A 22,371-nucleotide genomic window follows, 5' to 3' on the forward strand; every position below is an offset into this window, starting at 1 on the left:
AGCCAAATGACTCCCTTAAAAATTTGAATTTAAACTGTATTTGAATTAAGCCTTATCTAGTCCAAACTTGTGTTTGATCTAAAGTTCCTTGTGTATCATGATAAAAATTCAAAGTAATGGTGTCTGTTGGACCAGCTACCCAATGATATTCAACCATCTTTTTATCTGAACCATTCAATGTATAGTACAAAGTATATCCATTACCCATTCCATTGGCCACACAAGAATCAATTAAGGTACTTGATGCTCCTCCTGATAAACCATAAGGATTACCTCTGAAATTTTGAGTAGATGGTTGCGGCGTAATTTGATCATAAGGTGCGTCTTGCGCATTTTCAATTCCAACCATTCCTCTGAAAGTATTTACCATGTATGGGTAAGTTGTTGTTCCGTGATAATGGAAATTTCCATCAATTTCATGACCGTGATAAAGTGGATCCAAATCTTGCATTGGCGTTCCATCAGGCTCTAAAGATCCATAAACAGGGAATCCATCTAAAGCATAGGCAATAATTGTTGGTGAACTTCCACCATCCAAATGAGTTGGAGGTAAATGATAGTGGTAATCATCTCCTGTTCCGGCATGTCCACCAAACTCATCCAACTCACCTATATCTGCAGATATTTCACCAGTAGCATTAAATGGATTGAAAATAGCAATTCCATTTGCCGCAACTCCGATAGCATACTTTCTAAAGTGCTCTTCAATGTTATATCCAGCTGAAGAATATTCAGGTTGAATTGGAATTTGCCATGAATTTGAACCATTCATTTTTTGATAAATCGGAAATTGATCAATCCATGCTGTAATTCCCTTCATCATATCGTGATTAGCAATCGCATCAGCCTCAACAAAAAACGTCGTACCGTCATTTGAATAAGAAACGTGCGGAGCATATGGAGCAAAAGCCGCTTCCATTGCACTGATTACATTAGCGTTTGGACTTGCAGAGTAAGTAAACTGATAAGTACAAGATCCATCATCTTTCTTAGCCTTTTCACTGTAATTTTCTGCTAATGGATCAGTACATCCCTTTTTCTTACAAGCTGCAACTGTAGCTGTTAGTCCTAATAAAACCAGCATTGAAGCAGATAAAGTAAGCTTTTTTCTACCTGATTTTCTCAGCAACAGCATCAATTGCAATACAACAATTAATCCCAATAAAACATAAACCCAAACAGGTAAAGCTGAAGATTCAGATGTATCCTCAGAAGTTGATTCTTTTTTATTTATTGTTAAGGTCATTGAATTTAGTTTTTCAACTTCTTCAATTTTAGCCTGAACAAAATCTTCATCTTCCTGAACTAGAGATTCGGTTGGATACGCCACTACTGCATGATTAGCAGTTTCAATATATACTTTTCCCTCTTTCGCTAAACTAAACGCACCTTCTATAGAAGTTCCATCATCAAATGTCCACGTTTTTAGTTCGACATTTTCATGATTGTGATGACCTCTTCCATGCGCGAACGTAAGCGAGGATATTAAAATTGATACTATAAATATTATTGATTTCATCATTTCTTAGTTTACGTCATTAAATTCTAAAACTGCTGTGTCTATCACTGTTACTGTCGCAATTGCATCTTTCAATGTTTGCCAATCAACAGAAATATCGCTTTGTGCAGGCAATGATGCCGGTGTTTCTGACAAAGCATAAAGTATTATTTCATAAGCATGTGTACCCGGATCTGGCGAACATGGTGATGTATATGAAATGTAATCTCCATCTTTATTTGATCCCATAAACCAAGGTCCATCATCAGCAGTTCCATGAGGCATTTCAGTTACAGAAGGACTGATATCCCAAAGCAACAGATAACTATTAGCTTGTGATTGATCATTTGGATTTGGAAAATGCTGCATTATAATTGCCATAGATCCAGTTCCGTCAGGAACATTTCCCCATTTTAATGGAATAGAAGCCTCGATTCCATTTACTTTATCTTCGCATTTATAATCTGCCATCAACTCTCCATTTTCATCAATAGCATCACTTCTTAAATAAAAATCGTATTGGCAACTTTTGTCATCTTTTTCAGCTTCTGCAGAGTAGTTTGAGGCGTTGATGTCAGTACATCCTTTCTTTTTACAAGATGACAAAACCGACATTCCGGCAAATAATAATAACAATGGTAATTTTTTCATAATTAATTTTTTAGTTGTTTAAAGTTTATTGAATTGTTTTTCTGACTAATACAAGATTGTCGAGTATGACATTTGTTGACCAAATAAATTGAGCATCATTTCCTGAATTGTCAAAAACATCTGTGAAATTTGTATAAGATGGTTTATTAGAAACTCCTATTTCTGTATTTGAATAAGTTGTTGCAGCCGGCCAATTACTATCATCAAAACCTTCATTTTGCCAATTAGTTGGCAAAGGCCAATGCGCCGCAAAATATAATGTACCGTCATTTGAATCTGCTGTAGAACAATTGTCTGACAATCTCAAATTTCCAGATTCTGAAAGACAACTCAAATCTGTAACCGGAGCCGTATAATAAGTTTGAGCTTTCCAAGTATTATCTGTTGTAGAGATAACATTTCCTGATTGATTTTTAATTACAGCCACTAATCCCCCATCTCCAGGATGATAAGCATTACCACTGTGTTCTTCTGAACCTAATCCCAAATTCTCTTCCCAATCAACTAACATCATAGCTAAATCAAAAGGAGGACTAACTTTAAACTGAACAATGCAAGCATTAAAATCTGTAAATGGAACAGGATCTTTACCGACAGGAACGCCGTTTACATACATTTCAAAATAATTATCTGCCCAGATATAGGCAGTCATTACTTCTCCGGCAGCATCTATTACTACCACATCTGCAGGATCTAATGCAGCTTCAGCCGCAGCAACATTTGCATAATCATGCCCTGAAACATAGATATTATGCATATCACTTGCCCATGGAAATGAATTATCTTGATAATTGTTATCGGCTGGAACCGTCCATGAAACCCCATCAGTTGAAGTTATTGTACCTACTCCAGCAGGACGTGTACCCTGAGGAAATAAATTGGCAACAGAAGTTGTTGCGTGTCCTTGAGAGATAGAAGCTGTGCCCGTATATCCATCTGTGATATATGTGCAAGAACCATCATCTTTTTTTGCTTCTTCTGAAAAATTGGTTGCAGTAGAATCTGTACATCCTTTCTTCTTACATGAATTCAGTGACGCCATCATCACTATTGATAAAATTGTTAGTGTTGTTCTTTTCATTCATTTCGATTTGATAATCCAAGGATAAAAAGATCTTTTAACGCAATCAATTTTACGCGGTAAGCAAAAAGTAAGCAATAAAATATTGGGCTGATTAACAAGTGTTTAAATCCACTACCAGGATAAAATAAAATTTTCTAAACTGTCAGACTTATCCAATTCCAATTTCTTTTTTAACCTGTGTTTAGCAGTTTTTACAGTATTTAAAGAGGTGTTTTTCTTGGCTGCTATGTCTGCATTTGACAAACCGGCTTTTATAAAACAACAATATTGCAGCTCACCTTTTGTAAGGTCCGGATATTTTTGAAGTAAACTATTTTTAAACTTCTCATTGATCTGGTCAATCTGAGATAACATCTCTTCATTTGATTCAAGGGTCCATATATTTTGACGCACATCAATCATAAAATCCATCAGGATTCTTTCTTTTTCTTTTAGGTCTGTAGTGTTATTAATTCTTTTTAGCGTCTCCTTTAATTTTTGAACCTGTTCAGAACTTTCAGAAAGATGATGATGCAGACTTTGAATATCCCCTTCTTTGTACTTCAGTGTTTCTTTTAGCTCATCCTTTAAGTCAATTGTATCTCCCAATTCCTTACTCAGTTCCCTATTCATTTTCTTTTTCAAACTATAGGCACGATACACAAGTGTACCCAGGATCATTAGAACCAGAATTCCTAAAACAGCAACAATTAACAAAAGTGATTTATTTTTGTTTTCCAATTTTTCCTGCTTCAGAACAGATAGGTGCTGTTCTTCTATCAATTGTTGATTTTGAATTATTTGATCTAGATGAACACTTCTACTTTGTGCCACCATTCGCTCCTTTATCACATCTAAACTATCTTCAAACTGGCTTAACTTTAATTCATTTTTAGACAGAAGATGTGGATCACCCAAAAGCGTGTAATAATGATTGTTATTATTTAGATATCTTCTCCAAATATTGTGTTCATACCGCTCCTTTGAAACAACCAAAGAGTCATATGCAAGCTTTAAATAATTACCCGATAATTGAAGATTACCTTTTGCCAAATACAATTCAGATTCAAGTAAATAATAATTGATATTCCTCCTTTGCTGGTCAAATCTACCTGCATGATTCTTTAAAGTATCAATTACAATTCTTGCTTCTGAAATAGCTCCGTTTTTTATCAATGCTTCAGCTTTATTTTCAAGTAAAACAAAGTTGAAATGGTTGTTAAAAGGAAAATCAGAATAGATGGCTTTGTTATAATAATGAATGGCACTGTCATACTGCCCAATACCAAAATATGTTAATCCGAGCTCATTGAATAAATAATGATAATCCTGATTACCTGAAACTTTTGATTCCTCAATTTTAAGGTTAAGCCCATGCTTTTCAATTTCTACAGCTTTTTCTGGATCTCCTAATTTGATATAAACTTTGCCTAACTCATTATAGATATAATATTTTTCACCTTTGTAGTCCGGGTCTTCTACTATTTCATTTACAAGCAAACCATAGCGTAACGCTTCATCTACATCTCCAATTTTATGTAGAAACTTTGAATAATTGAAATAGAGATATGCCCGTGCTTCAGACAATGGAGATAAAGTATCAACCAACTGAATTCCATCTTCATAAATTTGAAGACATTCCAATCTACTTGATGCATTAAGATCACCTGTTTCAGTAATCTCATTCATCAAGGAACTTACTTCCTCAAAAGCTTTTTCCTCATCATTTTGCTGTAAAAATGAATTGTTACTATACCACAGAAATGCGGTGAGTGCAATTAGACGATATATGCGTTTTCCGGCTTTGATTAAACAAAAATAGAAGAATAAACTTTGAGATGACGTTGCATTAATTTAGAGACCAAAAAAAATGAGAGCCAGTTTCCAAGCTCCCATTCTGAATAATAATTGATGAATCTACTCCCATTCCCAATAAAAACATTTGCCGGCATTATCCACATTCATTTTATAACCATGATTGCCGATTGCTGAATTATATGTTTTGTTTCCTACCATATCATATTTGGACGGAAGCGGGGAAATCGACGCCATCCAATTTTGCCCATTTAACTTTCGACTTACTCCAATGCGAATAATCTCAAGTGAACCATCAGATTGCTTCACGATTCCCCATCCTCCTGACGAATGTCCAATTACAGGATAAGGCCATTTACCATCTTTCATCTCAGTGACAGGATCTGTTTGAACGTACTTTAATAAAGTTCCAAAGCCATTTGTTGTAAAGTAATCCTTGTTGGCAATAATTCCTGATCCATCCTCACATATAGGCAAAACAGTACTTTCAATTTTTTTAAGGATCAGGGCTTGTTTTAATTTCTCCATCTCCTTTTTACTATTGTCATCCACTAGCACTTCTATTGTTTTTTCCATAGTGTAATTTCCTGCCTCTATTGCAAATTCAAGCTTATGCATGCCATTTGACTGATCAATGAAATAGGAAAGAAAATTAATGTGTCCGTCATATTCATATAGGGTCTTGTAATCTAGCTGCTCAGGGTCAGGGAAAAAATCAAATCTTAAATGACCCCTTGTTTTAAACTGCTCTTTGCGTGTTTCATTATCAAAGTATAGTTCCTGGTAGAAAAATGCACCTCCATCTATTCTGAATTTCAATTTCACATCATTTTTAGAACTTTTAAAATTCTTTGGCCAATAGGCAAACATGGTTTCTCCTTTACCCCAACCAAGAACTTTTTGTTCATCACTTTCTTTTTCTTCTCCAATTTTTGGACTTCCTGAATAAAGCACTAATTCATCTAATCTTTTAGCATGAACAGTAGAATTAATAAAATCAACTTCACTCACCGCCTTATTATATCTGGCGCGTACTTTTTCATTTGATGCTTTAATCCCAGCATCCTTTGATATTGCATATAAATCATCCGTAAATTCAATCAGAACTTTTAAGAACTTCAATTGAGGCTCACCATCCACCATTCCTTTGGCAAAATCATCACCCGCTTTTTCAGCTGCCTGCTTATCTTCATATACTTTCAGATATTTATCAACTATTTGCGGAACAATTGGGTAAAGTGTAGGAAGATCAGTATTGATATACTTTAAAGCATTTTTACCTGCATTACTATTTTGAAATGCACTTTCACCATATTGATCTATTTTGCTTTTCAAATCAACATAATCAATCTTAATGTGATCCATTAACTTGTCAATTGACGGATATTGCCAGTCTCCTATTTCGTCCTGATTAGCAATAAAAGGAAAGGTTTTTTTCTTTAGATATTCATAGGAATCAAAAGTTCCATTTTCATTGCTATTGTTTGTTGCAGTGGTACTTGCGACGGTAGAAGATTGATTTCCGTTCACTTTAAAAGTTGAAAAGAATTCATTTTGAGTTTCCTCTGACACCTTTCCAATTGTTTTGCCAACACAAAGGGTCCAATTGCGGGTTGCTGTTTGCCAAACAATTACATTATAAATAGAAGCTCCATTTTTAACTTTTGCTTTTCTTCCATTTAGTCCATTGCTACTAATTTCTTCTACATTTCCTTCAATTGATCCATACATTCCAAATGATTGAGTGTACATTCTTTCACTTGAAGCCGCGATATCATAATCTTCAGATAAATATACTACCTGGTAAGCCGTAGTTCCATTTACACTTGTTACCATGGTATAAGCACCATCTTCTTTGATTGTAGGTTCGGTTGGAAATTGAATGCTGAATTTTCCTTTTGGATAACTGTATTCCTTCCATCCGGCAAAAGAATTGCCAGATGTTAAAAGAATAAAAAGTAAAATTCCAATTCTAGTTTTTGGTTTTGATTTTTTATAAATCTTCATTGTTTCAAAAATTTTATTCGTCTGGTACAAAATTTTTGAAACCGGCAAAGAAATCCAATTTTACAAGGGTTACAAATGGGTTACAAACTACGTGATAAGCAAAATTTTATCTGTCAGATCAGTATTTTCATCTAGATCCATCTTCTTTTTAATTCTTGTCTTTGACATTTTTACACTAGCCGGAGCAATGTTCATTAAACTTGCGATTTCTTTATTTACTAATCCCATTTTGATATAAGCACAAATCCTTAGATCATTTTGTGTGAATTTAGGATATGACATTTGTAGTCTTTGAAAAAATTCAGGATGTACATTTTCAAAATGGACCTTGAAAGTTTCCCAATTATCCTTTTCTTGTTTATTGTTTTTGAGTAACTCTTTGTATTTGTTTAAGTGCTCTTCAGATAATTGAGCATCAGCATTAATCTCATCAAAAAGCTCACTAAGTTCATCAATAAAACTATTCTTTTGAAGCGTTTCGGCAGCAAATGCAGTTAATTTACGGTTCTTCATTTCCAGCTCTTGCTTTGAAATAGCTTCTTTTAGGATCATTTGTTCTTTCTCTTTCTCATGCCATTTTTTCTTGAATCTAATTCTTGCAAAAAGGAACATAACTAGCATTAGAACAGCAATTAATGCGATTACTAATAATTGAATTTTTTGCTTTTGAATCTCCCGCCTTTGTTCATCAAGTTCTGATTTAGTCTGCAGGGCTTGAATAGCTTCATTTTTTTTGGCCGTTTCATATTTTTCCTGAACATCTGCAAGCTGTTTAGCAGATTCTAAACTGAAAATTGAATCAGTCAAAGCATCAAGCTCAACATAGTTTTCAAGTGCCTCTTTACACTTTCCAGTTCTCGAATAAAGATCACTTAAACCTCTATCAATCTTTACTATTGACTCTATTGATTCAAGAGAATTAGCAATGTTTTTGGCCTTTTTCAAATTGGCTTCGGCTAAATTGAATTGATTTAATTCAATTTGAAGCAAACCCAAATTCGTATAACAAGTCAATAAACCTCGTTTGTTATCTATTTTATTAAATAGTTCTATTGCATTTTCGTAATGTTGAAGTGCTTGTTCGCTGTCTCCCAGTTCCTTATAAATTATCCCCAGATTCGTATACGAACCTGCCAACATGCTTACACTGTTAAATTGTTCTGCTAGTTGTAAACTCACCTTCTGGTGCATTAATGCCGATTCATAATCTTTAAGATCAATGTATGTTGCTGCAATATTATTTTCAACATCCATGACTCCTTTATTGTCATTCAACTCAAGTCTAATCTCAAGACATTCATGAAAAATATCCAATGCCTTCTTATAATCTTTTAAGGTTTTCTTTATTAAACCAAGTGAGTTCAATACTTGCGATACAGAAGCCTTTTCATTTAATAATGAATAGATTTTTAGGGATTCATCAAAATAAAGTATGGCAAAATTGAACTGACTTTTTACTCGGTAATAGGTTCCTATATTAAAACATGATCTGGCAATTCCAATACTATCATTAATCGATTTACTAATTGTCAAAGATTCAGAATAGTACTTAAAACTATCATCTAACCGACCTAACTTTTGAAGCGTAATAGCTAAATTATTTCTGATTGCAGCTCTTTCTTTAGGTTCCACTTCACTTTCAAATGGGACAGCCTTTTCAAAATTATTCAAAGCACTATCCATTTTTCCTTGATACAAATACGCGGTTCCTAAATACTTGTATCCCATAAATACTCCATTTTGAAAGTTTATATTCTTGGAAGATTCAATTATTGAATACAATTTTGGTACTGATTCTGCAGGATTACTTGGAATTTGCCTGGATATTTCTTCCAGAGATAAATTAATTTCTGACTTATCTTGACAAAAACTTATTGCGTTGGATAAAAAGATTGATATGCTGAGAAAACGAAGAAAATTCAACTATTTTTTTCGGCAAAAATAAAAAGTAATGTGGCATTGATCCAATGTAAGCTCATTTTTTCCAAATCACTTCACACACTTATAGATTATAAATCGCCTGTTTTGTGCTTTTACTTCACAATTTGAAAAAGACTTTAAAAGTTCAGGTTTATATGGCAAGTTATTGTTGGCAACAATCCACAATTCACCATTATTTTTTAGCACTCTTAATGCATCCTTAAATATCTGAAAAGCCACATCCATGTTAATTTCATACTCAAAATGAAAAGGAGGATTAGTTACCACCAAATCGCAAGAATTGTCTTTCAAAAAAGATAGATCCCTGGAAAAATGATGATAAACATTTTCAGCATTTACATTCAGTTTTCCTGATTCAACGGCCAAATAATTATCATCTGTCAAATGCACTTCTGATTCAGGATAATGCTCATGAATAAATTTTCCTAACACTCCATTACCTGAACCAACATCAACAGCCACGTCTATTTTAGGCAAAACAATTTCTTCCATTAAAAACTGACTTGCATAATCTATTCTACCGGCAGAAAAAACACCTAAATACTGTTTCCACAAAACGCCTTTATCATCCGTGTATTCTTGAATCAATATGTCAGATTTTGGTTTTGGATTTTTAAGAATTAGAACTCTTGCTTTTTTATGTGCACGGCTTTGACTTACATTTTCAAAGTAGGTCTCAGCTAACTTCAACCAGGCCGGGGTGAAATTTCGCGTCATAAAACCGCATAAAACAGTGCCATTTTCATTTATATTTTGCGATAAACGCGATAAATAAAGTCTGAATAACTCAATGGATTTTGGGATTTTTAAAAGCGCAACAGCTGTTGTTTTCCATTCATCCAAGATACCTGTTTGTTGAATTTGAATGCAACCGTTCTCTTTACTGTTCTCGTTTAATGCAAATTGCTGACTAGCAAAACTGATTATTGATTGAGGATGATACTTATCCAAATGACAACTCAAATAACCAAACAAATCATGCAGAATTATACATTGATCAAGCTTTGCATCATTTGAATCAAACTCCAGGCAGGTTTGAATTAGAAGTTCATCTGCTGCATTCCACCCTTTTAAGGAAGGGTCTGAAGCCTGGGGATATCTTTGGATGTTGATGATAAAGATCTTTTTTTCAAAAGTAATGTCAATTATTTACTTCGAAAACAAATCAATCGTAGTTTGATAAATATCTTGATTACTTAACTTAGCTTTTAACCAAGCATAAAAACTCATCATAAAAATGTCTTCTTCTTCTCTTGGTTTCCATTCCATTGAATTAGCAACTTTCAATTTAAATTTCTCAGACTTTAGCTTATTTGGATTTGCACTAATTTCACTCAGCAAATCAAGAAAAACGCGAATTCTATAATCTAAGTTTGAAACATTTTCTTGCGTTAATTTTCTTTTCAGAGACTTGATTCTTGATTCCAAATAATCAACATTATTGAATTCAATATGCAAAATAATCTCCGCAAAATTCTTATTCAACAACCACTCAATACCCATTATTTTTTCATACCAACCATCTGTATGAGGAAACTTTGACATAAGTGACTTTGCCTCATTTAAATTAGATTGTTGCAGATGAATTGTCATTTTAGCTAAAACAGGATTCATAAGATCATCAAATGAATATTTACTTGAATCAATCAATTCATCTAATAAACACAACGCTTGTTTCCATTGACTCAAATAATTTAAACACAACGCCTTTAGCGTAGTATATTTCACCAATCGATCTCTGTAAAATCTTTTGTCGAATCTATTCATTTGAAACAACATTTTTTCGAGATAAAACAAACTACTTTCAAAGTCATGCTTTCTGAAATAAATATTAGCAACCAAATACAATAAATCAATGTGATAAATTAAATGCTTTTCAGTGTCTAATGGCCCTCCCTCAATCTCATCCAATTTTGAAACAAAGAATATGTCCACAGAATGATATTGTTTACTAGATGCACCTGACAGATCTGCCAATTGTACCAATTGATATAGTGACATGAAATTATAACCTCTATCTTCAGAAATGTTAAATCTCTTATAAACATCTGATAGAAGGGATTCCAAATTAATTGGCTGACCTTCTTTTTCAACTTTTAAATACGCACGGTGAACCACTGAAAAAGCCATATTCAATTTGCTTTGCTCTACAAGCTCATTTCTGTTGGCTTCAAAATTCTCAAGTAATAATTTGTGTTCGTCTTCAGATAAATTATATGAGTACTGTAAGGCCGTTTGATAAATCTCGTTCAACAATGAATACTGATTAATTTTCTCTGCAACTACTTCAGCTTTTTTCAGGATTTTTTGTGCAGTTTGAACCTTGTCATGTGCGAACAATTTTCTACTTAAAACTAAACTTCGAATAACATTGGTCTCATCAGATGATTCTTGTTCAATTATCTTCCCAGCCAAATAATCAAGCAAATTATCCGTCATTCTCTTCTTAAGAACATTGTATGAATTAGCACCCAATTGTCCTTTCATATTTTTTGGATTTGAAGACAGTAGATTTTTAAAAAGATCAATGTTTTTCGTATCCTTTCTTTTATTTCGTCTACTTAAGTATGAAACAAATCCTTTTTTATCAGTCTCGGACAACATTTCTAACAGATCACTGGTTAGGCTCATATATAGTAATTATTTTTTACTTTTTTTACCTCTATTTATAGCACTTATATAAATATTATGACTATTTATATCGTAATATAATTATATAATTTGATTTTCTATTCCTTCAACAAGTCCTCAATTTTGACCCAAACAAATTTTTTGAATTATGGAAAATCAAAATGATAAAATTGAAAGTTTAAACTTTGAAAGAGCGAAAGAAAAAAAACCAAGTTATAACCCCTCTAAACCAACCCCGGCTTTTATTGGTGCTTCCTGGGCAGCTTTAGGCATAGGATTAATTTCTTACAATATTGGGTTATGGAATGCTGCCATGTCTTTGAATGAAAAAGGGTATTATTTTACCATCATTTTATTTGGACTCTTCTCTGTGATATCAGTTCAAAAAAGTGTTAGAGACAAAGCTGAAGGTATACCTGTTACTGACATATACTATGGGATCAGCTGGTTTACTACTATTGCGTCAATAACGCTGTTGGTAATTGGATTACGCCATGCAGACTTGCTGTTGAGTGAAAAGGGATTTTATGGCATGTCTTTTACACTGGCACTTTTTTCTGCAGTAGCCGTCCAGAAAAACATTCGGGACACCAAAGCCTTTAATGAACTCTAAACTTAAAACCCTCTTAATTAAGAGGGTTTTTTTATTCAATAGCTTTTAAAACAGGTTATTTAAGGTGAGAAATATAATTGGGCGTTGAAGATAATCTTCTACAGCTAGAAACTTAATCTGGATAAAATTTTGATTTTTGTGTAATTAGTATATGAGCATAAAAATGGTCCAATATCTTTTAATTACCCTATTTATAATCAGTTGCACACAAGCAAGCAACTCTGAGAATGAAACAAACTGGACCAAGCCAGACCTTAGTGGTCATTGGAAATTGTATAATACAGAAATTGTAGATGAAGTTCCATTTCTTGGATTAAAAGCCCCTGAACCCGACCCAATGACAATGGTACATGAAGACAGTCCCTGGGATGGGTATACCGAATTTGATCTTGTATTTGAGAATGATACTATGTATAGAATCAATTACCCAATATTGGCTTCCAGACCACAACCTTGTTTCTTGGACACGGGATATATTCATTTAGGACATCAGGATAGTTTGTACTTCTATCCTACAGAAATGGTCAATGACACCTTGTATTTCTACAAGCCAATGAGGTCAGATCCTGGCTTTTTCAAAGAAACATATGTAAAAACAAGTTTCAACGATAGTATTCTTAATGTCATAAAAAAATATGGCATCAATTATCCCGAATTGGCTGGAAAATGGTATTTGGTTCGTGAGATGGACTATGATTACGGCACCCATTATGAGCTACAATTTCCACATGAACTTCCTGATTCAATTGAACTAAGTAGAGAAGAAATGATCAATGCTTTAGGCAATGAAAAAATATACCTATTACCAACAGATGGAAAGAAAAAGCCATACACTTTTTATTATGAATCTCATCAGATGAATTTCGTTCCTGGAAGTTGGTGGAAAGGTGATGAACCTTGGATCTTCTATAGCCAATACTATTAACTAAACCACATAAAAAAAGAAAAGGAGCTAGTTTCCTAACTCCTTTCTCTGTTGTCCCACTAGGGCTCGAACCTAGACTCTTTTGGACCAAAACCAAACGTGTTGCCAGTTACACCATGGGACAATCAATCTTTTTCTTTTTTAGGAACGCCTTTGCGAACCTCTTTTACCGTTGACACAAAGATACTTTTTTGCGTGGCGGGCTGCAAATTTATATCAAATTTTTTCAACCATCAATATTTTCATAAAAAAACTTAATAAATATCCTTCAAAACAACTACTGTATTGCTTTTACAGTTTTTTAGGAAAATCAGTCGGAATATATTTTTAAATTCGCAACTCACTTCGTAAAAACTTAGCTGTTTGAAGTGATGCTTAATCAAACTATATGGATTACAAAAAACTGAATAACCTTATTGGTTGGAGCGTGTTTGCTATCGCTACCCTTGTTTACTTTGGAACACTTGAGCCAACCACGAGTCTTTGGGATTGTGGGGAGTATATCACAACAGCATATAAATTAGAAGTTGGTCACCCTCCGGGAGCTCCACTATTTATGATGCTTGGTAGATTATTTACCATGTTCACCTCAGCTGAAAATGCTGCCTTGATGATCAACGGAATGTCTGCATTGAGTAGTGCATTCACCATCTTATTCTTATTCTGGTCAATCACAATGATTGCAAAGAAGATAGTTTTAAATCCAGAAGTTTCTTTGTTTAAAAGAGGTGGAGATGAAGATGAGGACAAACCAAAAGAGAAAAAAGAACTTACTTCAGGCTATATCTGGGCTATATTAGGTAGTGGTATCATTGGTGGATTAGCATACGCTTTCACCGATTCATTCTGGTTTTCTGCTGTTGAGGGTGAGGTATATGCCATGTCATCATTCTTTACTGCTATTGTTGTTTGGGCCATTTTAAAATGGGACAATGAATGGCAAGAAAAAGAAGATGATCCTGAAGGATATACTAAAAACCCTGATCGTTGGTTGATATTCATCTTTTTCATGATTGGATTATCAATCGGTGTCCATTTATTGAACTTGTTGGCTATTCCGGCAATGGCCTATGTATACTACTTTAGAAAGGTAAAAAAATCTACAATAGGTGGATTTATTGTTACTGGTATTATAGGATTGATTGTATTGGTATTGGTTCAAAATATCATTATTCCTAAAACAATTCAGTTAGCCTCATTAGTTGAGCTAGGATTTGTAAATGATTTAGGACTTCCTTTTAACTCTGGAGCTATCTTCTTATTTATGGCTATCTCCGGCTTAATTGTAGGAGGAATTATGGTTACCCGCAAAAACACTAGTAGTGACACTCCAATGCTACTTGTTTACAGTGCATTGTGCCTGTTAAGCGGTATGTTAAACAGCAGTAGCTTGTTGTTCGGTTTCATTATTGGATTAGTGCTAATCGGAATTTTCTTTGTCGTGTATTATGCGGCAGAAAAGAATCTGGAAATGGCCATTGTTGTTTCTGCACTTGGAATTGTGCTAGGATTAATCGTATGGCACATGTGGATGAAGAAAATTGACAAGGATGTATTAAAGCGAAACATCAAAGTAGGAATGAACAAGTTCTTCTACAGTCTCGCAATGCTATATGTGGGATATTCGTGTTTTGCCATGATCGTAATTAGATCAAATGCCGATACTCCTTTAGATGAAAACAACCCTGAGAACCTTGTAAGTTTACAAGCTTATTTGCAACGTGAGCAATATGGTGACTGGCCTATATTATATGGACAGTACTTCACAGCAAAAGCAAATCCAAGAGAAGAATGGGCAGATCTTAATGATGTTTATCAAAGAAGATATGTTGTATCTACTAAAAGTGGACAAGAATTAAAAGGATTTAAAACTGAAGGTGAAGCAACAGCTTATGCTGCTACAGTAAATGGTGATATAGAGGAAAAATATTACCAAACTTTCTCAGGAAAAAATTCAAAACCAACATTTGACTCAGAGCACAGTACTTTCTTCCCAAGAATGTATAGTTCTGAAGACAGGCACATTAATGGCTATCAAAGTTGGTCAGGTCACAAAGGAGCTCGTGTTCCAACCATGGGTGAAAATTTAACTTACTTCTTTAATTATCAGGTTGATTGGATGTATTGGAGATATTTCATGTGGAATTTCTCTGGTAGACAATCAGATGAGCAAGGACATGGTGGGCCAAGAGATGGTAACTGGATATCCGGTCTTAATTTTATTGATAAACACCACATTGGAGATCAAACAAAAGCTCCGGCCTTTATCACAGAAAATCCGTCAAATAACAAGTTTTACATGTTGCCACTTATTTTGGGCTTAATTGGGTTTATTTTTACCCTAACTAAAGCGACAAAAAGTTGGTGGATCATATTCTTGTTGTTCTTAATGACAGGTTTAGCAATTATTATCTACCTGAATCAGAAACCATACGAACCAAGGGAGAGAGATTACGCTTATGCGGCATCCTTCTATGCTTTTGCTTTCTACATTGGTCTTTCAGTATTAGCCTTGTTTGATGCATTTAAAAATATGCAGTGGAAAGAGCTGGCCTATATTGTGGGAATCACAGGTGGTTTAGGTGTTGTATTTGCAATTACTGATAAAACTGCTTCATTGAGTATGCTTTATATGACAGGTGTAATTGCAGGACTCTACTCCGTCTTTATTGCCCTGCGAAGTACGCTCAAAAAAGAAGCAGGAGCGGCTATCTTAGCCACACTAATATTGTTACCTGTTCCAGGAATCATGGGATCTGAAGGATGGGATGATCACGACAGAAGTGACAGATACACTGCAAGAGCATTAGCTTATAACTACTTAATTAGCTGTGATGACAATGCAATTGTTTATACAAATGGAGATAACGATACGTTCCCTCTTTGGTACTTACAAGAGGTAGAAGGAATCAAAACTTCAGTTCGTGTATGTAACTTGAGCTTATTAAATACAGATTGGTATACTGAGCAAATGACGCGTAAAGCTTATGACTCAGAAGCATTGCCAATTTCATTTACTGAGGAACAATATAGACAACATGGTCATTTAGATTACTTGTATGTATTTGGAACAAATGAATTGACAATGGGTAGTTCAACTATGTCTGAAAAATGGAAAAAAATTACAGACAAGAAAATTGAATCAAACCCTGAATTATTTGCAAACGCATTTAGAACTGCGGTAACTTCATTGAAGCCAATTTTAGCACAGTCTAAAATTCCTGAAATGTTGCCTGAATTCTATAACAGTTTTGACAGTTTTGATTCTACGAACACTTACTATGAGTTCAGAAACTTTGTTTTCAAATTAGTATATGATGCTGATGAAGAAAATGGTCAACAAGTATCTAAATACGGTTTATCTGAAAATGCTAGACAATCAGCATACAATGTGTTGATTCAGTTCAATGATGCATTTGATTATTTACCTGCAGATTACGCTATGGCTTATTTAGGTGATGAAAACAACTTAGAAGACAAAGGAGTGTTTATTCTTCCATCAAAAGGTTTAACAGTTAATGTTGACAAAGAAAAAGTGTTAGCAAATGGAATTGTTAGCGAAGAGGATGCAGATAAAGTTGTAGATGAAATTCAATGGAAATTGAACAAGTCAACAATTTATAAAGCAGATTTGATGATCCTTGATATGGTTGCTCATTTTGATTGGGACAGACCTATTTACTTTGCAAGTTCAGCAAGCAGTACAACATACTTAGGACTTCAAAAGTATTTCTACTCTGAAGGATTGGTTTACAAATTGGTGCCAATTGATATCTCACAAGGAAGAAACCCTAATTCATTAGGTCAAATTAACGAGCCTGTTTACCGCAGCAATTTGATGGAAGTATTTGAATGGGGTAATATGGACAAAGAAGGTATTTTAGTTGATTACTACACGCGTAGATTGACCAACAATTACCGAGTACAGTTCAGTGTTCTTGCAGATTACTATGTTGAGCAAATTGACAAAGCTACTCAGTTGGTGAGCATGCTTGAGCAAGTAAAAGCACAAGATGGACCTGCAGAGCAAGTGGTTAAAACTCCTCTAGGTGATTTTGTAAGAGGTGAAATTGATGCTGAAATGGCGAAAGCTCAGTCTATCATTGACTCAAACTCTGTTAAAATCACATCATTGTTACAAAAGAGTTTTGAAGTAATGCCAGAAGCGAATGTACCTTTTGGTAGAGTAATTCCTTCATATGTTCAGGCATTCTTTGCAGCAGGTGATGAAGAAAACGGAATGATGTATGCTGATAAAATGTTCGGTATTTTTGAAGAGGATATAGACTATTATTTAAGTGTAGATCCAGAATTCTCTTTACCAATGATTCAAGATTTCTTTGATTCATACAGAGGAGTATTCTCATTGTATCAAACAGTATCTGTTTATAGTTCTGATGAAGCTTACCAAACAACTGTTGGTGAAAGATTCTACAACATTACAATGAAAGTACAAGCAGGATTAAATCCAATAAGAAGAACTAAACCAAATGGAAGTGCAAGAGTAAATGCAACATTTGATTCATTCTTCTGTACATACAAACAGCTTTATAATTCTTTAGGATTGACCAACTACGACAATTCTTTATGCCCTGATGCAATTCCGGGCTTATAAAATACCAAAATGGCCCCGGAGACTTTTCAAAGGGGCCATTTTTGATTTTGCGTCTGATGCAAAAACAATTTACCTCACTTTTGATGACGGTCCTCATCCCGAAACAACCCCTTTATTGTTGGATGTACTAGACCAATTCAATATCAAAGCCACCTTTTTTTGCCTGGGTGAAAATGTAAAAGATTATCCACAATTATTTCAAAGGATTTTAGATAAAGGTCATGCAATTGGCAATCATGCCATGAACCATATCAAAGGAACCATGACCAACACTAATGATTATATCAAAGATGTTGAAACAGCAACTGAATTAATTAATTCAAAATTGTTCAGACCACCATATGGTAAAATTAAACCGTCACAATTTAAAGCCTTAAAGCAAAAGGGATATCGCATTATTTTTTGGTCAATTATGGCGTACGACTTTGATCAAAACTTAAGCACTGATACTTTTATCTCCAAAATGCAAAAACTAGCTTATCCAGGAGCCATTTACGTATTCCACGATAACCAAAAGTCGATTGAGACGATTCAAAATGAATTACCCAAAGTAATTGAAGCTTTGATAGATGATGGTTATGAATTTAAAAAAATTGAGCCCGAATTATTTTCCTAAATTTGACGACGTTTTTACAGCATGATGAATCAAATTACACAATGTCCTGTTTGCGATTCAAGTGAATTTTCAACTGCACTTGAAGGAGTAGATTATGGTTATACCCAAGAAGAATTTACAATAGTAAGTTGTACTTCTTGCGGATTTTGGTTCACCAATCCCATTCCTACCGAAGATAAAATAGGTGATTACTATAAAAGTGAAAATTACATTTCACATACTTCATCTAAAAAAGGTCTTTTTGAAAGGCTTTATCACATAGTAAGAAAAAGGGCAATTAAACAAAAGTTTAAACTTAGCTCAAGAGGAAAATCACAAGGGCATCTATTAGACATTGGATGTGGAACAGGTGACTTTTTACTTTTTGCAAGCCAAAATTGGAAAGTAAAGGGATTAGAACCCTCTGATGATGCACGTAAATTAGCAGCCGACAAAGGAGTTGATGTTTCTCCAGCAACGGATTTGCATAGTTTAGAAGCCAATACTTTTGACAGTATTACCATGTGGCATGTATTGGAACATGTTTATGATTTAAATAAGGATTTGGCCCAAATTAAAAATGTATTAAAAGATGATGGATACTTGTATGTAGCAGTTCCTAATAGAACATCTTTTGATGCGAAACACTACCAAAAATATTGGGCAGCATATGATTTACCTATCCATCTTTATCACTTTGCACCGGCTGACATTAAAACGCTTATGAAAAAGCACGGAATGGAAGTAGAAAAGGTATTACCAATGAAGTTTGACAGCTACTACGTAAGCATGCTTAGTGAGCAATATAAAAATCAACACAAAAAATTATCAATTGGTGATATCATTAAAGGTTTTTGGAATGGATTTAGATCCAACATGAAAGCAAATAATGAGACTTATTCAAGCCAAATATATGTCATAAAAAAAGCCGCTTAAAATAAGCGACTTTAGTTTAGATTATTTATTTGACTAGAAGTGTAAACAAGCTCCAAATGTGAGTGGTTTTGCAACTCTGGATGCCTGGTTTTCAAATAAAGGCAGCATATCAAAATTGGCAAACACTCCGAAATTTCTGAAACCTACTCTGGCCGTTAAAGATGCCTGAAAAGGGTTTACATTATATCTTCCTTTCACTTTTGATTTAGCAGTTCCCTCAGTAGTCTCATATTCATATTTCATTTTAGAATTGAAACGCACTCCTCCAATTACACCAACGGCAACATGAAAGTTCTTTTTCTTGTACTTAGATGTATTGAATTGTAACAACAACGGAACTGTAAAATAACTTACGCGCAGCTGATTTCTGGTATATCCGCCTGTGATACTGCTATCTAAAAAAGCAAAAGTAGTATCTGAGTTGGCGTATAGCGTAGCATATTGATTCTTTAATCCGTATCTGCTATTGGTAAATCCTGCACCGGTTACCAGACCAACATGCGGTGTTCCCAATTTTATAAAATACTCTAGAAAGTTAAAGTTATAAGTGAATGAACTTGCCGGATCTATTTTCAAATGCTCTTCTGTAAAATCAGGTTGGAATTGATTATTCATCAACATGTTCACTCCTACTTCAAATCCAGACCAATAAGCTAGATCAGTATTTTCTTTGTATGACTTTCCTTCTTTTTCATCCGGATCTTCAAAGTCAGTTCCTTCATCATCAACTCTGATGGTATCATTATTAATGATGATAAACTCTGTATTTCCAATATTAAACCTGGTTGTATCAGGTTTGTTTTCTTGTGAATTTTCATTCTGTGCCAGGCCAATTGTGGCAGTTGAAATGATTGCTAATAATGTAAATATCTTTTTCATTGTTTTAATTTTTTGTGGTGAAGAGAGGACATACTGCAGGCCTAACAAATCCGCTCTTTCCTTGTTATTTGTGGGACGACTTAATGATTCAAAAGTTACAGTTGGGTATGAAGATTTTTAATCTTTTTTACGCTCAAATTCAAAGCGACCAATTTTAAAGTGGTGAGCCACATAATTATTGGTTTGAGTTTCCTTTTCTCTTTGATAATAAATGTCTCTGTTAAAAATATTAGATGCTACACTTGTTATTGGTTTGATGGGCTCTTCAATAATTGTTTCAGGATCAAATACGGCTACATCATCTTCTTCAATTATGATTTGGTCTTCAATATTTTCAGGAATTGGATTCTTTTGATCATTAGGATCTTTTTGATCAATAATTCCATCCTCTTTTTTCACTATATCTTCATTCAAATCCGGTTGAATAATTTGCTTGAGACTAGTATCTTTTATTGCATCTTTTTCATGTTGATCTTCTGCAAATAAATTAGATTCATAGCGAATTAAGTTTTCATTAATACCGTATGAATTTTCTGAGCTAACAGCTGAATCGTTTACATCAACACCAAATGACTTAAGAGCAATTGGATTCACTCCATCATGCGAATTCAAAGTGTTAAGCTCATCATTTTGTTCTGCTACACCTGAATTATTTATTTCATTGTTTCCAAAAGGAAATAAACTAATAAAAATTACAATCACAGCTGCTGCTGCAGCATAACGAACAAACATAGGAATGATAATTCCGTTCTTTTTCTTAAGCTGATCTTTGTTATCAAATACCTCATTTAAATTTGGAACTAACTTAGTATTTTGATAGTAGAGATAATCCAAATCTAAACCTTTAGAAGCCACGGTTTGATCCAGTTTTTTTAATTCTGTTTGATCCAATTGTCCTTCTATAGCAGCAATCATTTTCTCTTCAATTTCATCATCAGAAATATCCATCAACAATGCAGATTTAGACATACTGATTTCATCATCTGACTTTAATTGTAAATCCGATAAATCAATGTCCAACTCTTCTTTAAGCTCAGGATGTTTTTGAATAAAATCCATCAACTCAAACTCTTGCTGAGCATTGAGATTCCCTTCCAAATAATCTAGGAAAAAGGCCTCATAGTTATTTAAGTTGATGCGTTCCATTAGTCAATTACTGCTTCTATACTTACTAAATAATCTTTCAATTTCTTTCTTGCTCTAAAGATGTAAACCTTCACTTGACTTTCTTTAAGACCAGTGATTTCACCAATTTCGTCATAAGCATAACCTTCATAATCTCTCAACAAAACAACTGTTTTTTGAATTTCAGGCAATTGGTCTAGGGCTTCGTGCAACACCTCCTGTAAATCAGTATTAAAAGAAGGTTTTTGTTGAACATGACGATCAATTGTATCTACATCATCCTTAAACTTTTCTTTTCTCAACACATCAATCATAGTATGATGAGCTGTAGTGAACAAGTAGGATCTAACTTTCTCGTAAGAGATGTTTTCTTTTCTTTCCCATACTTTGGCAAAAGTGTCTTGCACAACATCTTTAGCAACATCTGTATTTTTCAGATGCTTCACGACAAAGCGGTAAATGTTATCCGCATAGTCTTCAACTGCTTTATTGTACTCTTCTCTTGTCATTTCTTTTCATGGGGTAACCTGAAAAATCAGGATGAAAATCTAACATCTTTTTCCGTCAATTTTCTGTAGGACGGAGCTACATTTAAAAAGTTACAGCTTCAAATTATTTTAATTCAAATTTAATTGGAAGAATGTATGTTTTATCCTCAAAATTAAGCAATTCTGCAGCTGGTAATGTTTTTACAGCAGACAAAGCTTCAGCATTTAATTCTTCTGATAATCCTTCCAAAACTTCTGCTTCTACATTTCCATCAACCACTTTGAAGGCAACATAAACTGTTCCTTCCTCATGATTTTGAATAGCATTTTTTGGATAATGTATTTTCTCAGCTACAATCTTTGTAATCTGGTTAAGTTTGGGATCATTACTTGCTTGAGCTGTTTGCACTCCAACAAAAAAGGTTAAAAGGGTGGTTATTAATAAAGTTTTCATAGTGTTAACTTTTACTGTTTTCAGTAGGACCCATTTTTGAATTAAAAGTTACAGTGCAAAGAAATTTTAACCGATTTTAACTTTTCTACAATCTTTTAACAACCCTTTGGAAAGCTTAAATTTTAGGTAACTTTG

The 22,371-nt window shown here is 34.0% G+C and carries 17 protein-coding genes and 1 tRNA gene; 5 read left to right on the forward strand and 13 right to left on the reverse strand.

Features of this window, described 5'->3' with window-relative positions:
* Positions 1–52: 52 nt before the first annotated feature.
* The 8 genes from K6119_RS12040 to K6119_RS12075 form a co-directional block, all read right to left on the reverse strand.
* Positions 53–1,519 (reverse strand): YHYH protein, encoded by a 1,467-nt coding sequence (locus tag K6119_RS12040; protein WP_221832007.1) that lies wholly within the window; start codon positions 1,517–1,519, stop codon positions 53–55.
* Between the two features lie 6 nt (positions 1,520–1,525).
* A complete protein-coding gene (locus K6119_RS12045; RefSeq protein WP_221832009.1) occupies positions 1,526–2,149 on the reverse strand; it encodes a YbhB/YbcL family Raf kinase inhibitor-like protein in 624 nt (207 codons plus the stop codon).
* 25 nt (positions 2,150–2,174) lie between these two features.
* Positions 2,175–3,230, reverse strand: a complete 1,056-nt coding sequence (locus K6119_RS12050) for a hypothetical protein (protein WP_221832011.1) — start codon at positions 3,228–3,230, stop codon at positions 2,175–2,177.
* Between the two features lie 114 nt (positions 3,231–3,344).
* On the reverse strand, positions 3,345–4,901 hold the full coding sequence (locus tag K6119_RS12055; RefSeq protein ID WP_221832013.1) for a tetratricopeptide repeat protein: 1,557 nt from the start codon (positions 4,899–4,901) through the stop codon (positions 3,345–3,347).
* Positions 4,902–5,129: 228 nt separating this feature from the next.
* Complete coding sequence (locus tag K6119_RS12060; protein WP_221832015.1) at positions 5,130–7,034, reverse strand: hypothetical protein; 1,905 nt, start codon at positions 7,032–7,034, stop codon at positions 5,130–5,132.
* A gap of 87 nt (positions 7,035–7,121) precedes the next feature.
* The gene (locus tag K6119_RS12065; RefSeq protein ID WP_221832017.1) at positions 7,122–8,762 is read right to left on the reverse strand and encodes a tetratricopeptide repeat protein; all 1,641 of its coding nucleotides are present in this window, start codon (positions 8,760–8,762) and stop codon (positions 7,122–7,124) included.
* Positions 8,763–9,023: 261 nt separating this feature from the next.
* Positions 9,024–10,124: a class I SAM-dependent methyltransferase gene (locus K6119_RS12070; protein ID WP_472857794.1), complete on the reverse strand. Its 1,101-nt coding sequence runs from the start codon at positions 10,122–10,124 to the stop codon at positions 9,024–9,026.
* The gene (locus K6119_RS12075) at positions 10,125–11,462 is read right to left on the reverse strand and encodes a hypothetical protein (protein WP_237828011.1); all 1,338 of its coding nucleotides are present in this window, start codon (positions 11,460–11,462) and stop codon (positions 10,125–10,127) included.
* Positions 11,463–11,754: 292 nt separating this feature from the next.
* Here K6119_RS12075 and yiaA point away from each other — a divergent pair, with 292 nt between their 5' ends.
* The gene (gene yiaA, locus K6119_RS12080; protein ID WP_221832023.1) at positions 11,755–12,219 is read left to right on the forward strand and encodes an inner membrane protein YiaA; all 465 of its coding nucleotides are present in this window, start codon (positions 11,755–11,757) and stop codon (positions 12,217–12,219) included.
* A gap of 163 nt (positions 12,220–12,382) precedes the next feature.
* Positions 12,383–13,144 (forward strand): hypothetical protein, encoded by a 762-nt coding sequence (locus tag K6119_RS12085; RefSeq protein ID WP_237828012.1) that lies wholly within the window; start codon positions 12,383–12,385, stop codon positions 13,142–13,144.
* 51 nt (positions 13,145–13,195) lie between these two features.
* On the opposite strand, the gene K6119_RS12090 is transcribed toward K6119_RS12085, so the two are convergent.
* Positions 13,196–13,268: transfer RNA gene (locus K6119_RS12090), tRNA-Gln, on the reverse strand.
* 264 nt (positions 13,269–13,532) lie between these two features.
* Here K6119_RS12090 and K6119_RS12095 point away from each other — a divergent pair.
* Genes K6119_RS12095 through K6119_RS12105 form a run of 3 tightly spaced genes read left to right on the forward strand, consistent with a single transcriptional unit; the run spans position 13,533 to position 19,290 of the window.
* On the forward strand, positions 13,533–17,759 hold the full coding sequence (locus K6119_RS12095; RefSeq protein WP_221832027.1) for an MFS transporter: 4,227 nt from the start codon (positions 13,533–13,535) through the stop codon (positions 17,757–17,759).
* Entirely contained in the window at positions 17,740–18,375 is a 636-nt protein-coding gene (locus K6119_RS12100) for a polysaccharide deacetylase family protein (protein WP_221832029.1), read from the forward strand. Before K6119_RS12095 ends, K6119_RS12100 begins: the two co-directional genes overlap by 20 nt.
* Positions 18,376–18,396: 21 nt before the next feature.
* The gene (locus K6119_RS12105) at positions 18,397–19,290 is read left to right on the forward strand and encodes a class I SAM-dependent methyltransferase (protein ID WP_221832031.1); all 894 of its coding nucleotides are present in this window, start codon (positions 18,397–18,399) and stop codon (positions 19,288–19,290) included.
* Positions 19,291–19,323: 33 nt separating this feature from the next.
* Here the strand turns inward: K6119_RS12105 and K6119_RS12110 are convergent, their stop codons facing one another.
* The 4 genes from K6119_RS12110 to K6119_RS12125 form a co-directional block, all read right to left on the reverse strand.
* Entirely contained in the window at positions 19,324–20,169 is an 846-nt protein-coding gene (locus tag K6119_RS12110; RefSeq protein ID WP_221832033.1) for a porin family protein, read from the reverse strand.
* 117 nt (positions 20,170–20,286) lie between these two features.
* Positions 20,287–21,315, reverse strand: coding sequence for a hypothetical protein (locus tag K6119_RS12115; protein WP_221832035.1), 1,029 nt, complete (start codon positions 21,313–21,315; stop codon positions 20,287–20,289).
* Positions 21,315–21,803 (reverse strand): RNA polymerase sigma factor, encoded by a 489-nt coding sequence (locus K6119_RS12120; protein ID WP_221832037.1) that lies wholly within the window; start codon positions 21,801–21,803, stop codon positions 21,315–21,317. Before K6119_RS12120 ends, K6119_RS12115 begins: the two co-directional genes overlap by 1 nt.
* A gap of 103 nt (positions 21,804–21,906) precedes the next feature.
* Positions 21,907–22,236, reverse strand: a complete 330-nt coding sequence (locus K6119_RS12125; protein ID WP_221832039.1) for an energy transducer TonB — start codon at positions 22,234–22,236, stop codon at positions 21,907–21,909.
* Between the last annotated feature and the right edge of the window lie 135 nt (positions 22,237–22,371).

The organism is Paracrocinitomix mangrovi (assembly GCF_019740355.2).
Taxonomy (GTDB): Bacteria; Bacteroidota; Bacteroidia; order Flavobacteriales_D; family Crocinitomicaceae; genus Paracrocinitomix; species Paracrocinitomix mangrovi.

Excerpts from the sequence above, each read along its gene's own strand:
- K6119_RS12040 (WP_221832007.1), bottom strand. The coding sequence starts at position 1,519 with ATGAAATCAATAATATTTATAGTATCAATTTTAATATCCTCGCTTACG.
- K6119_RS12045 (WP_221832009.1), bottom strand. The coding sequence starts at position 2,149 with ATGAAAAAATTACCATTGTTATTATTATTTGCCGGAATGTCGGTTTTG.
- K6119_RS12050 (WP_221832011.1), bottom strand. The coding sequence starts at position 3,230 with ATGAAAAGAACAACACTAACAATTTTATCAATAGTGATGATGGCGTCA.
- K6119_RS12055 (WP_221832013.1), bottom strand. The coding sequence starts at position 4,901 with ATGAATGAGATTACTGAAACAGGTGATCTTAATGCATCAAGTAGATTG.
- K6119_RS12060 (WP_221832015.1), bottom strand. The coding sequence starts at position 7,034 with ATGAAGATTTATAAAAAATCAAAACCAAAAACTAGAATTGGAATTTTA.
- K6119_RS12065 (WP_221832017.1), bottom strand. The coding sequence starts at position 8,762 with ATGGGATACAAGTATTTAGGAACCGCGTATTTGTATCAAGGAAAAATG.
- K6119_RS12075 (WP_237828011.1), bottom strand. The coding sequence starts at position 11,462 with ATGAAAGGACAATTGGGTGCTAATTCATACAATGTTCTTAAGAAGAGA.
- yiaA (WP_221832023.1), top strand. The coding sequence starts at position 11,755 with ATGGAAAATCAAAATGATAAAATTGAAAGTTTAAACTTTGAAAGAGCG.
- K6119_RS12085 (WP_237828012.1), top strand. The coding sequence starts at position 12,383 with ATGGTCCAATATCTTTTAATTACCCTATTTATAATCAGTTGCACACAA.
- K6119_RS12095 (WP_221832027.1), top strand. The coding sequence starts at position 13,533 with ATGGATTACAAAAAACTGAATAACCTTATTGGTTGGAGCGTGTTTGCT.
- K6119_RS12100 (WP_221832029.1), top strand. The coding sequence starts at position 17,740 with ATGCAATTCCGGGCTTATAAAATACCAAAATGGCCCCGGAGACTTTTC.
- K6119_RS12105 (WP_221832031.1), top strand. The coding sequence starts at position 18,397 with ATGATGAATCAAATTACACAATGTCCTGTTTGCGATTCAAGTGAATTT.
- K6119_RS12110 (WP_221832033.1), bottom strand. The coding sequence starts at position 20,169 with ATGAAAAAGATATTTACATTATTAGCAATCATTTCAACTGCCACAATT.
- K6119_RS12115 (WP_221832035.1), bottom strand. The coding sequence starts at position 21,315 with ATGGAACGCATCAACTTAAATAACTATGAGGCCTTTTTCCTAGATTAT.
- K6119_RS12120 (WP_221832037.1), bottom strand. The coding sequence starts at position 21,803 with ATGACAAGAGAAGAGTACAATAAAGCAGTTGAAGACTATGCGGATAAC.
- K6119_RS12125 (WP_221832039.1), bottom strand. The coding sequence starts at position 22,236 with ATGAAAACTTTATTAATAACCACCCTTTTAACCTTTTTTGTTGGAGTG.